This window comes from Marinobacter sp. M3C, assembly GCF_023311895.1.
In the GTDB taxonomy this organism is placed as follows: Bacteria; Pseudomonadota; Gammaproteobacteria; order Pseudomonadales; family Oleiphilaceae; genus Marinobacter.
This window is the reverse complement of sequence record NZ_CP092284.1, coordinates 2,140,275-2,152,437: the sequence shown is the minus strand read 5'-3', so window position 1 is coordinate 2,152,437 and position 12,163 is coordinate 2,140,275. Positions and strand designations below refer to the sequence as shown.

Genomic DNA, 12,163 nt, shown 5'->3' with positions numbered 1-12,163 from the left:
ATAAATACAAGGAGAATGCTGATGTCCCCGTTCAATTATTTCAATACATTCAAACCAAGTGTTTCTGGTGAGCCTAGCCTGCCAGAACGCCGCCAATTCATGATGACAGTTGGGCGGTACGGCTTTAGCGCCGCTGCTATTGGTGCTGTTGGTGGCGTCCTATTCTCAGAGCAAGCCATGGCTCAAACGGCTCAAGAGGAGAGTGAGCTTCGAGCTGCCGCGGAAGTAACCATCGTTCTAGCGACAGGGTACCGTGTTGGTTCGTCCAGAGCTTATCCGATTATGCAGCTAAATTATAAAGAAAACCTGCAGAACTTCACTGGTGGCCGGGTCTACGTCAGGTTGGCACCAGCCGGTGAGTTGGGCGTGGGTGGTGCCCTGATCAGTAAGGTGCAGAATGGATCTGTCGCGATAGCTCAGCATTCTATTTCGAACCTTGCTGCCTTTGCACCAGAAGTAGATCTCATCAATATTCCTTACTGGTGCGGTAATAACCAAAACTTTGTGAACTTGGTAACTTCGCAAGCTTGGCAGGATGTGGTGCATAAAAAGATAGAGGAGCGCGGATTCAAGGTGCTTTCTTATGTCTGTATCGATCCTCGATCCTCGAACCGTGGCCGTTCGTCGTGGTCTTCTGGATGGCCCGGTGAGGACCCCAGAAGATATTAGTGGTATCAAGTTCCGCGTGCCATCCTCGCAAATCTTGCAAAAGGTTTACCGTATGCTTGGTGCTAATCCAACGCCGATTGCGTGGGGTGAAACTTCCTCCGCTATGCAGCAGGGCGTAGCAGACGCTCTAGATCCCAGCGTTCAAGCTCTGTTGGTTTTCGGCTTCACGGACGTCTTGCAGAGTATTTCCACTATCCAGTCGGTTGCTGATGCTCAGGTTTACACCTGCAATAAGGAGTGGTTTGACTCACTCTCCGTTCCCATTCAGGACGGCGTCATGCAAGCCGCTGAGACGACCTTCCGTGAAAATCTTGCCAAGGTTCCAGCGGCTCGTGCTTACGCTTACAACCAGATGCGTCAAGCGGGTGTTGACGTCTACTCACCCACCGCTGACGAGATTGAGCAATGGAGCGCGCGTTGTGGTCACCAACTGTCGGATTGGAATGACACCAAGCTTGAGTTGGCTGGTTCAATGGAGGTTTTCGAAAAATTATTAGCAGCTACGGAGGAGTACAATGGTTACTTCGTTGACAGTAATAGCTAAAACGTCAAAATGGAGAGCGTTCTGTTTATGCTGCGACAAAATTGATCGTAATGCTGAACGCTGGCTGCTATTAACCTTCTACGCACTCATTATTTTGACAATTGCCATCGAAGTCTTTCGACGTTTCGTAATGAGCTACTCCTCGCCATGGGGCGAGGAAGTTGCGCGGTATGCCTTCATTTATCTGGCCTGGCTTGCTGCTTCGGCAGCAGTCAGGGATCGCGCGCACATTCGTATCGACGTGTTAGTCAACCTTGGCGGTCCTAGTATGAAGCGTCTCGCTTGGTGGTTTGCAGATATTGCGACACTTGTACTGGCTGTATGGGCATTGTGGTTGTCGATTTCTCCTATTATTACCTCCATAAACTTTGGGTCGATAACGCCTGGTTTACGCGTTTCGCAGGCTATCTTTTTGGCTGCAGTGCCGTTCGGTTTCACATTAATTGTAACGCGAGTGTTGCAGTCAATGGTGGCGGACATAGGCCGAATGCGTCGCGGAGAATCAGTATTTGATGGCAAGAAACTGTTTGATTGAGGTGAATTGTTATGGAATTTCTGGCATATCAATCGGCTGTCGCTGATCTGGGATGGACGTTCTTCTTACCGATGCTAGGGTTGGTCGCCATGATTGCATTAGGCGTGCCGATTTGGGTTGCTATTGGGCTGGGTACCTTAGCAGCGTTTACATTAACTGAGGCACTGCCTTTGTCTATATTTGGAGCCTCTCTTTTTGAAGGAATAAACGCCTTTGCATTAATTGCTGTTCCACTCTTTATCTTGACAGGTGATGCATTGGTCCGCTCTGGCCTGTCGGATAAGTTGTTGAATTTAGCTCAGGCTACCGTGGGTAGTTTTCGTAGTGGGCTCGGAAGCTCCACGACGTTGGGCTGTGGGTTTTTTGCCTGTATATCAGGTTCTGATGCCGCTGGCGCTGCGGCGGTGGGGCGTATGACGATCCCCCGTCTGGTAGAGCGAGGATATCCTCTTCCAGCAGCTTGTGCGTTGGTGGCTGCAGGGGCTTGTACGGGTATTTTAATACCTCCCTCAATTGCTTACATCGTCATGGGTTTAGTACTTGGCATGCCTGTTTCTACGTTATTTCTGGCCGCTATCATTCCAGGTGTTTTGGTGATGCTTGCGATTATGATGACCAACGTAGTTCTTAATCGGATACATAGCTTTGAGAAGGGGCATACGCGTTTCTCATTGCAAAATTGGTGGCACGCTGTTTGGGATGCGAGATGGGCGCTGTTTGTACCATTCGTAATTCTTGGCGGAATTTACTCAGGTATCTTTACGCCTACAGAAGCGGCGTCGGTGGCGGTCGTAGTCGTGGTGTTGGTTGGCATTCATCAAGGAACGCTCACGCTGAGTGATATTCCACGTATGCTGGAATCATCCGCTCGGGTTTGTGGCGTAATTGTTCCGATCATTGCTATTGCACACCCATTGGCTCAAATGCTTTCCAGTTTGGCTATTCCGCAAACCATGGTGGGGAGTATTACCAGCTTTACCGATTCTCCAGCGCTTATTATTTTGATGATGATCGGGGTCTTGGTTCTGGCGGGTTGCGTGATGGAGGCTACGCCTAACATCGTTATTCTGGCTCCTCTTTTATTGCCACTTGCGCAAATGATTGGAATGGACGATTTCCAGTTTGCCATTTTGATGATTACCACCCTAGGTTTAGGTTTCATTACCCCACCGTTGGGTCTTAACCTTTTCGTTGTTGCAGGGTTGACGGGTTGCTCTGTCCTCGCAATAGCGCGTTACGCAATTCCGTTCGTGCTCTCCATGCTTATGGTGGCGTTATTAGTCGCCTTCGTTCCCTGGCTTTCCCTTTGGTGGCAGTAATTTAACGGTAACGTTTCGACTCGTATCGAACAGATTTTGGAAAAAAGTAAGCGCTTACATTTTGTGGCTGCGAAGTCTTTAGCATCATGTGCATGTCATGAAGAAGACCTGAGTGGTGTTGAATCTTGCGCCATTAAAGATGACAACCGATGTGCTGTTTAGATTTTTGTGCTGGGTCTCCGCACCCGGGTTCGAGAGCAAATAAGACAAATGAGAGGAATATAAAAATGACAATCACTTACTACAAAAAAGCCGATAAAAACGCATCAACCGGCTACGATCAGACCCAGGAAGTTGTTTCAAGGATGCTCGCTGAGATCGAAGCTGAGGGAGAAAGTAAAGCCAAGGAGTACTGTCTCAGCCTGGATGGTTGGCAAGGCGATATCGTGGTCAGTCGAGAGCAGATCGAAGCGGCGAAAGCGAAAGTACCCGAGCAGCTCAAGCAGGACATCCAATTTGCGTACGAACGAGTAAGCCGCTTCGCGGTCGCCCAGCGTGACAGCATCGGCGAGTTCGAGACTGAGTTGTCGCCGGGCCTCTTTGCCGGCCAGAAGTTGATTCCGATGGAAACAGCCGGCTGTTATGTGCCCGGAGGACGTTATGCGCATATCGCTTCGGCCATCATGAGCGTTGCCACAGCCAAGGTGGCCGGCGTTCAGAACGTTGTGGCGTGTTCGGTGCCACGTGATCAGCAAGGCATTCACCCGGCAATTCTCTATGCCATGGACCTTGCCGGGGCTGACACCATCCTTCAGATGGGTGGTGTACAAGGCATTGCTTCCATGGCCTTCGGGCTTTTCACCGGCAAACCGGCCGATATTCTCGTAGGGCCTGGTAACCGTTTCGTAGCCGAGGCCAAGCGCCAGTTGTTCGGGCGCTGCGGTATCGACATGTTCGCTGGTCCCACCGAGATTGGGATCATCGCCGACCATAATGCTGACCCTGATATTGTGGCCGCCGACTTGGTGGGCCAGGCCGAGCATGGTCCGGATACCCCTGCTTGGCTGTTCACAACATCCAAGGAACTAGCGGAAGCTGTTACAGAGCGAATGCCTGGCCTAATTGGGTCGCTTCCTGAGACACAACGCGAAGCAGCGTATGCTGCCTGGCGTGACTACGGTGAGGTCATCATCTGTGACACTCGCCAAGAGGTTGTTGAGATCAGTGATCGTTATGCCTCCGAGCATCTGGAGCTGCAGGTTGAAGACCTCGATTGGTGGGTCGAACGACTGAGTAGTTACGGTTCACTGTTCGTCGGTGAGGAAACAACTGTCGCCTTTGGGGACAAATGTTCTGGGACTAACCATATCTTGCCGACAAAAAGGGCAGCTCGCTATACCGGCGGCCTGTGTGCCCAGAAGTTCCTTAAGATTGTGAGCTATCAGCGCCAGAGTCGCGAGGCGACTCGCAGCGTGGCGGCGGCTACCGCGCGCCTGTCGCGCTGCGAAGGCATGGAGGCGCATGCCCGTACCGGGGACGTCCGTCTGACCAAATACTATCCGGACGAAACCTTTGATCTGGTGATTCATGAGAAGGTTTGAGGTGCAACCAAACTTCAGTCTCGATGGTCAGGTGGCGCTAGTAACAGGAGGAAGCAGTGGCCTGGGGCGGGCCATGGCCGAGGCGTTGGCCGCGGCGGGCGCCCAAGTGGTGGTGGCTGCTCGTCGGCGCCAAGCCCTCGAGGAAAGTGTGGCGACCATCGAGGCTCAGGGCGGTCAGGCGGCCGCCCTCGTCGCCGATCTCGCTGTGTCGGAGTCCCTGGGTGATATTGCTCGCCGCGCAGCCGAGCCCTTCGGCACGGTGACCATCTTGGTCAACGCTGCGGGCGTCAACCTTCGCCAGCCGATTGATGAGGTCGATTTGGCTTCCTGGCAGCTGACCCTGCAGCTTCATCTGGGCACACCCTTCTTTTTGTCCCAGGCTATGGTGCCGGGCATGCGCGAGAAAGGCTACGGGCGCATCATCAATCTGGCCTCGCTGCAGTCGCAGCGGGCCTTCCCCAACAGTGCGCCCTACGGAGTAGGTAAGGGCGGCATTGTTCAGCTGACCCGAGCCATGGCCGAGGCGTGGTCTAAGCATGGCGTCAACGCCAATGCCATCGCCCCGGGTTTCTTCCCTACCGAGCTCACAGCGCCGGTCTTCGACGACCCCGCATCGGCCGAGGCTCTGGCCGGCCGCACCGCCATCGGCCGCAACGGCAACCTGGCGGACATCGCCGGCCCCACAGTCTTCCTGGCGTCCCCCGCTTCCGGCTATGTCACCGGACAGACCCTTTACGTCGATGGCGGTTTTACCGCCAAGTGACGTCACACTACAAGGAAATCGCGTCATGAAAGCACTCTATTATGTTGGGCCCGAGCGGATCGAACTACGAGAGACCGAGGAGGTTCCGCTGGCCGAGGGTGAATCACGGGTGCGTATCCTAGCTACCGGTATCTGCGGCTCCGACCTACATGCCTACAACGGCCATGATCCGCGCCGCCAACCACCGTTGATTCTGGGCCACGAGGCTGCCGGAGAAGTGGTGGAAGGCGCCCTGACCGGAAAGCGGGTCACCATGAACCCGCTGATTGTCTGCGGTTACTGCGACTACTGCCTCGAAGGGCGCCAGAATCTCTGCAGCAATCGCACCATGATCGGCATGACCCGCCCTGGTACCTTCGCCGAGACCCTGACCATCCCCGATCATTGCCTGATCGAGCTGCCCGAATCACTGCCTGCGGTAGCCGCGGCCTTGACTGAGCCGGGGGCCACCGCGCTGCATGGCATCAACCGCCTGGAACGGGCCCTATCGCGGCCGCTCTCTGAGGCCCGGGTGCTGGTTATTGGCGCTGGGGCCGTGGGCCTCTTAGTGGGACTGATCCTTCGCCACAAGGGCGTGCGCCACCTGCGGCTCGCCGATACCAACCCGTTGCGCCGGCGCACCGCCGAGCAAGCTGGGCTCGCGGCCTTTGATCCTCGTGGCGAGATGCCGGAGCCGGATGCCTTCGAGGCGGTCTTCGATTGTGTGGGGGCGGCCCCCACCCGCGACATGGCTGTGCGGGCCGTAAGTCCAGGGGGAGCCATCATGCACCTCGGCCTTCAAGACAACGAAGGCGGCCTCGACGTGCGAGCCCTCACCTTGAAGGAGGTGACATTTCTGGGCGCTTATACCTACACGCCCTCCGACCTTCGGGCCACTGTCGACCTGCTGGACTCCCAGGCCCTGGGCCCGCTGGACTGGGTTGAAGTGCGCCGGCTCGATGAGGGAGCCGAAGCATTCGCCGAACTCGTCGCAGGTCGTACCTCTGCCGCCAAAGTGATTCTTGAGCCGTGATATGCCTATGCCCCTTGGCTAGAATTACTTGGCCGTGATCTGCCCTTTGCGCTGTGGCGCCTCGGCTTCATCCCACAATAGCCGCATAAGGAGAGAAACACAGTGCCAGACGAATCGGGAGAATATGCAAATGAAACCAAGGATTTTCTCGACTCTTGCGGCCGTTTGGCGGTCTCGAATATTTTAGCGGCTCAGTAGCTATAGCGTCATTGGGCGAGGACTACTGGTGTGCATCACTATCGCATTGGCTACCACCTTCATTGCTGATCACTATGACGGACCGACGCAGCTCTATGTCCTGCTGTTTGGCATATTGTTGCACTTCCTGAGTGAAAAGGGACGTTACCGCGAGGACATCGAATTTACCGCTCGCACCGTCCTAAAATAGGGAGTGGCGTTGCTGGGAGCGAGGGTGACCTTTGAGCAGGTGGGCGAGCTTGGGGCTGGGCACCGAGCAGAGTCATCCAGCTCTTACAGCAGAGCTCGAAACTTTCTGGAGCCGTTTCCCCCAGCTTAAAGAGGCCATGAAAGACCGAAAGGTTTTACTAACGGTTCTGGAGGGCTATCCCTCATCGGTGATTTGCCATTTCGCCAGCACCGGGAAATTCGACATGATTGTCATGGCGGCGAACAAGAAGAGTTACCTGGCCACTTATGCCGGTCGAGTCACCAAAGGTGTGATTAAACGCGCCAAGGTGCCCGTTGTTGTTGTTCCAGCCGTACGCTGACGTCTTTGGAGTTATTAAGTATGTCTAGTGTCCAGTCGTCCCGATTTTCATTGCCGGGCATGTATGCCACAGGACAGGCGGTTATGCCAGGCGTGGTGATTTGCATTACCATCGCCCTGGCAACGTCCTTTATTTCAGACCACTACGGTGGTCCTAAAATGCTTTACGCTCTGCTGTTCGGGATGACGCTGCACTTCTTGACGGAAGAGGGCCGCTGTCTTGCGGGCGTGGAGTTTTCTTCACGCACTATTTTGCGCCTGGGTGTCGCCTTGCTTGGGGTGCGAATTACTCTGGATCAAGTCGCGGAGCTTGGCATTGGGCCCATCATCACGGTTGTTCTTGGGGTAATCCTGACTATAACCATGGGTGCCGTTCTGGCCCGAATGCTTGGCCTTAGCCGCGAGATGGGTTTGCTGACCGGTGGTTCCGTTGCCATTTGCGGAGCGTCTGCTGCGCTGGCGTTGTCGGCGGTCATGCCGCGTAGTGACGTTCAGGAGCGCAACACCATTCTGACGGTAGTCGGTGTAACCACACTGTCTACCATAGCAATGATTGTTTACCCACTGATCACCGCCGCGCTGAATCTGAGTGACACCAATGCCGGCATTTTGATCGGCGGCACCATCCACGATGTCGCGCAGGTGGTGGGCGCCGGTTATATCATTTCGAATGACGCGGGTGATGTCTCCACCATGGTGAAGTTATTGCGGGTGGCCATGCTGGTGCCGGCAGTTATGGTGTTTATCTTTCTGTTTCGCAAAAGCCGCAAGGAATCTGACAGCGAAAAAGTGCCGGCGTTGCCGAGCTTTTTGGTCGCGTTTGTGGTGCTGGTGCTGATTAACAGCATGGGCTGGATTCCACCGGTGGCCACCGAAGTGTTCACCAATATGTCGGCCTGGTGTTTGATCACGGCGATTGCTGCGCTGGGCATTAAAACATCATTCAAGAAACTGGCGATTGTGGGCTGGAAGCCGGTGATTTTGATGGTAGCAGAAACCATCTTCCTGCTGCTGCTAGTGATGGCGTGCATTCACTTTGGACTCGCCGGGCTGTAAAGAATTTTTCAGGTGCATCAAACCGACAAAATCGCACTGGAACATGTGTGACCATTGAGATTGCAACTGACCGAAAGGCCAGCGTGATTGGCAGCGCTTGGATGATCGCTGCGATGGCAATTTTTGCGATTGAGGACGCGTTCGTTAAAGCAGTATCCGAGGCCTTACCAGTCGGTCAAATCCTGATCATTTTTGGCTTAGGGAACCTCTGAATAACTTTCCAAAATCAACGATAATACAGCTATCGCTAACCGCATAGGATTCGCCGCCACCATGGGCCAGATAACCTTCTCCGAAGCCGAGTACCAGAACAAGAAGCGCAAGACACGCCGCGAGATCTTTCTGGAACGGATGGGCAAGCTGATTCCTTGGAACCAGATGTAGAAGAAGGTGGCTCATTACTACCCCAAGGGCCAGAACGGCCGGCCACCGTACCCGTTGTCTTCCATGCTTCGGGTTCACTGCATGCAACTCTTTTACAAGCTTAGTGGTCCGACACATCGGGATCCGGCGATGGAAGATGCGCTGTATGAGATCGAATCCATGCGCCACTTCGCTGGTCTGAAGCTGGCTCACCTGCCGGATGAAACCACCATGCTTCACGGGCACCGGACTGCTGCTTAGGTATAGCTTTGGAGACGCCAGACAACACTGATCTCGCTGCATTTTCTGCATCAAGTGAGTCAGACTTTCCATTAAGTCGTCTGTTTGCGCGGTCAGGCCGATTTACCTCCAAGACCCTAATTCCTTTGTCGCACAAGAAACGGCAGAGACCAGCTCCGTACGTTCCTGTGCCTTCCACACCGGCGCGTTTTAACGCACCAAAGGCAGAAGCCCACTGAAATAATTGAAAATAACCTGCGGTATTCGTAGAGACGGATTGGGTGCCAAGTAACTGACCAGATTGATTAATAACGGCGGCCACATGAACATCCAAATGTGTATCCACTCCGAGAATAGATTCTTGTTCCAAGGCGTATTTCATGGCTAGAACTCCTCAATGAGGCGTAATTACCAATCCCAATCGCAGGACAGGACACTCACGGTGCAGAACAAAGCTCCTATTAGGTCACAGACGCTGGGCCCGGTAATACTCGGGGAACATCTGTATCGGCCGACAGGTCAATGCAAAGGCAATTACGCCAATCCCAGCACGGGTCAGGCCAATACGATGTTCATAAGCATAGTAGACTGAGTGTCCCAGCAATTTCCCCGGCGACTCATGCTTTGCTCCATTCGGTAACGCCAGAGGGTAATCCCCCCATTTTTAGGAGGCTTCAAAAGTAGAGCTCAGGCTACTGCGTTGCATATTCCTGAACCTCCGCAATGGAATGGAAGAGGTATTGGGCCAGCCAGTCATAACGAACAGTGCGATTGTAGCGTTCGATATACGCATTCTGCTGCGGATTGCCGGGCTGGATAAAAACCAGTGTAATGCCGTGTTTTTGCGCCCAGACCGCCAAGGTGGAACTGATGTATTCCGGACCATTGTCACAGCGGATTTGGGTGGGCTTACCCCGCCACTCGATGATTTGATCCAAGGCCCTTACAACACGTTCAGACGGCAATGAAAGATCCACCTCAATGCCTAGGCCTTCCCGGTTGTAATCATCGATCACATTGAACAGCCGGTAACTGCGGCCATCCTCTAACTGGTCGTGCATGAAGTCCATGGACCAACTGGCATTGATGACCGTGGGCACCGCCAGTGGCTGAGGTTTTTCTCGTACCAACCGCTTGCGGGGCTTGATGCGCAGGTTCAGCTCCAGTTCTCGATAGATCCGGTAAACGCGTTTATGGTTCCAGGGATAACCTTTAACGTTGCGCAGATAGAGAAAACACAGGCCGAAACCCCAGTTGCGCTGGTTGTGGGTCAAGCGCACCAGCAGATCAGCGATCTCGGCGTTCTCACTGCTGAGCCTGGCCTGATATCGATAGCAGGACTCACTGACACTGAAGACCACACAGGCTTGACGAATGCTACAACGAGCAGCAGCAACGGCTGTTTGCGCCATCTCGCGGCGGAGAGATGGCTTTACCACTTTCCCTCAAGAGCCTCCTTGCGCAACTCCGCTTTGAGCCGTTCTTCGGCATACATCTTCTTCAGTCGCCGGTTCTCATCCTCAAGCTCTTTCATGCGCTTGATCATGGAGGTATCCATGCCGCCGAATTTGCTCGCCACTTGTAAAAGCTGGCACTGCTCATCCCGTGCTCACGGCAAAATTCAGGCACCGGCATGCCGCTCTCGGCTTGCTTCAAGATCGCCATGATCTGGCTGTCGGTAAAACGTGATGTTTTCATGCAGAATCTCCCTGCGTTCAACTTACGAAAAATTCTACTTTTGAGCACTCCGGTTTTTAGGGGGGACTACCGGAGGATGACTTTTCCACATACAACCATTCCAAATAATCCTTTGCAGCCCTCTCTGTATTAGCTTTTTATTGACGCTACTAAAACAACCATGGAGCCTTGAGGCAAATGGAAAAAAAAAGTCATCGCATCGAACAGGACTCGATTGGTTCATTGGAGGTTCCTGCGGTTGCTCTATACGGCGTACAGACAGAACGGGCGATTCGGCTATATCCCCTAGAGGGCGAGAAGCCATTGTCTGCATACCCGGAACTGGTAATCGGAATGCTGCAAGTTAAGAAGGCTGCAGCACTTGCTAATATGACGACACCGGAATTGGAAACCTCGCTGGGACAGGCAATTGTCAATGCAATCGATTATTTAATTGAAGCCTTCCCCGAGGATCAGTTCCCCGTCCACGCCTTTCACGGCGGTGGCGGCATCTCCAGCAACATGAACATCAACGAAGTCATCGCAAACGTCGCTAATCGTGATGCCTTTGGTCAACCGTTGGGGAGCTACACTCCCATCCATCCTAACGATCACGTCAACCTGAACAACTCCACCAGCGATGTGCAATCGACAGCTTGCCACCTCGCCGTCATCGCTAAGTGGCATGGCCTGGAGGAAGCCCTCATGCATCTCGCCCATACTTTCGATGAACAAGGGCGTAAATGGCAACAAGTACAGAAAATATCTCGCACCTGTCTGCAGGATGCCGTAGAAATTAGTTTCGAAGAGTGCTTCAGTGGCTACTCCTCTTTAATCAAACGCAATATCTGTCGCATCAAGACTGACGTTGAGGCGCTTAATGTAATCAACCTCGGCGGCAATATTATCGGTCGTCGAGGTGACTGTTCAGACGAAGTTTTTGACCGGATAGTTGAAGAACTGAATATGGTAATGGGTACAAATCGCCTTCGACAGAGTGACAACCTGATCGACTGCTCTCAAAATCATGACGATCTGATTTCCGTCGCCAGCCGGCTGGATCTTCTCTCCAGAGGGTTAATCAAGATCGCCAAGGATTTCAGATTGATGGCCTCTGGGCCTCAAGCCGGACTGGGAGAAATCACCCTGCCAGCGGTGCAACCTGGCTCTTCTGCAATGCCGGGAAAGGTCAATCCAACCATTCCAGAATTCTTGATTCACTGCTGCATGCAGGCATCGGGCAGATGCTTCACAGCACAGATGACCCAGGAACATGGAGAGCTGGATTACACCCCCTGGCAAGCCATGGTGGTCAATAATACCCTGGATGCCATCACCTGCCTGGAAAACGGGGTGCGTGTATTTACCGAGCATTGCCTATCTGGTATCGAGATCAATATCGAGCGCAACCAGCAAAACATCCACACCCTGATTCCTACCTTGGTCCGCCTGAAAAAAGCGAGAGGCTATTCAGTCGCCTCCCGGGTGTTCAAGGAAACCGGCGGCGACCTCAATAAGATCCGTCGTTATTTGGAGGAGGGATAAGTGAACAGGGTGGTGGTAGACCCGCAAAACAGTACCAGAAATCAACTCTTAGGCGACGCCTATTCTCAAGGATGAGTTTTTCGCACTATGCCGTGCCGTAATATCAATTGTGCACCCAGCCCACCCCCTCTAATATTTTTTTCGATAGCAGATGTTCAGATAGATCACACCT

General features: G+C 53.4%; 12 protein-coding genes and 2 pseudogenes. 12 read left to right on the top strand and 2 right to left on the bottom strand.

All coding sequences use genetic code 11. The features are described 5' to 3' along the window. The first annotated feature begins 21 nt into the window (after positions 1 to 21). The 11 genes from MIH18_RS10010 (at position 22) to MIH18_RS09960 (ending at position 8,790) form a co-directional block, all read left to right on the top strand. The gene (locus tag MIH18_RS10010; protein WP_249014453.1) at positions 22 to 669 is read left to right on the top strand and encodes a hypothetical protein; all 648 of its coding nucleotides are present in this window, start codon (positions 22 to 24) and stop codon (positions 667 to 669) included. Beyond that, positions 584 to 1,213 (top strand): TRAP transporter substrate-binding protein DctP, encoded by a 630-nt coding sequence (gene dctP / locus MIH18_RS10005; protein WP_249014452.1) that lies wholly within the window; start codon positions 584 to 586, stop codon positions 1,211 to 1,213. Before MIH18_RS10010 ends, dctP begins: the two co-directional genes overlap by 86 nt. Then, positions 1,185 to 1,748, top strand: coding sequence for a TRAP transporter small permease (locus MIH18_RS10000; protein ID WP_249014451.1), 564 nt, complete (start codon positions 1,185 to 1,187; stop codon positions 1,746 to 1,748). The genes dctP and MIH18_RS10000 overlap by 29 nt, the downstream gene beginning before the upstream one ends. A gap of 11 nt (positions 1,749 to 1,759) precedes the next feature. Further along, positions 1,760 to 3,067 (top strand): TRAP transporter large permease, encoded by a 1,308-nt coding sequence (locus MIH18_RS09995; protein WP_249014450.1) that lies wholly within the window; start codon positions 1,760 to 1,762, stop codon positions 3,065 to 3,067. A 227-nt stretch (positions 3,068 to 3,294) separates the two neighbouring features. Beyond that, a complete protein-coding gene (hisD, locus tag MIH18_RS09990; protein ID WP_249014449.1) occupies positions 3,295 to 4,608 on the top strand; it encodes a histidinol dehydrogenase in 1,314 nt (437 codons plus the stop codon). Then, positions 4,595 to 5,371 (top strand): SDR family oxidoreductase, encoded by a 777-nt coding sequence (locus MIH18_RS09985; protein WP_283164872.1) that lies wholly within the window; start codon positions 4,595 to 4,597, stop codon positions 5,369 to 5,371. Before hisD ends, MIH18_RS09985 begins: the two co-directional genes overlap by 14 nt. Before the next feature lie 25 nt (positions 5,372 to 5,396). Further along, positions 5,397 to 6,383 carry an alcohol dehydrogenase catalytic domain-containing protein gene (locus MIH18_RS09980; protein WP_249014447.1) on the top strand — a complete coding sequence of 329 codons (987 nt, stop codon included), beginning with the start codon at positions 5,397 to 5,399 and terminating at the stop codon, positions 6,381 to 6,383. Positions 6,384 to 6,802: 419 nt separating this feature from the next. Continuing rightward, a complete protein-coding gene (locus MIH18_RS09975) occupies positions 6,803 to 7,111 on the top strand; it encodes a universal stress protein (RefSeq protein WP_249014446.1) in 309 nt (102 codons plus the stop codon). A gap of 20 nt (positions 7,112 to 7,131) precedes the next feature. Further along, positions 7,132 to 8,166 carry a putative sulfate exporter family transporter gene (locus MIH18_RS09970; protein ID WP_249014445.1) on the top strand — a complete coding sequence of 345 codons (1,035 nt, stop codon included), beginning with the start codon at positions 7,132 to 7,134 and terminating at the stop codon, positions 8,164 to 8,166. 47 nt (positions 8,167 to 8,213) lie between these two features. Next, positions 8,214 to 8,378, top strand: coding sequence for a hypothetical protein (locus MIH18_RS09965; RefSeq protein WP_249014444.1), 165 nt, complete (start codon positions 8,214 to 8,216; stop codon positions 8,376 to 8,378). A gap of 235 nt (positions 8,379 to 8,613) precedes the next feature. Then, on the top strand, positions 8,614 to 8,790 hold the full coding sequence (locus MIH18_RS09960; protein WP_349293808.1) for a transposase: 177 nt from the start codon (positions 8,614 to 8,616) through the stop codon (positions 8,788 to 8,790). A 34-nt stretch (positions 8,791 to 8,824) separates the two neighbouring features. Here the strand turns inward: MIH18_RS09960 and MIH18_RS09955 are convergent. Beyond that, a pseudogene (locus MIH18_RS09955) lies at positions 8,825 to 9,151 on the bottom strand (transposase); the annotation flags it as partial. A gap of 313 nt (positions 9,152 to 9,464) precedes the next feature. After that, positions 9,465 to 10,467, bottom strand: a pseudogene (locus MIH18_RS09950) (IS3 family transposase); the annotation flags it as partial. Positions 10,468 to 10,644: 177 nt separating this feature from the next. On the opposite strand from MIH18_RS09950, the gene MIH18_RS09945 reads away from it, so the two are divergent. Next, positions 10,645 to 11,991: a lyase family protein gene (locus MIH18_RS09945; protein ID WP_249014443.1), complete on the top strand. Its 1,347-nt coding sequence runs from the start codon at positions 10,645 to 10,647 to the stop codon at positions 11,989 to 11,991. Positions 11,992 to 12,163 lie beyond the last annotated feature (172 nt).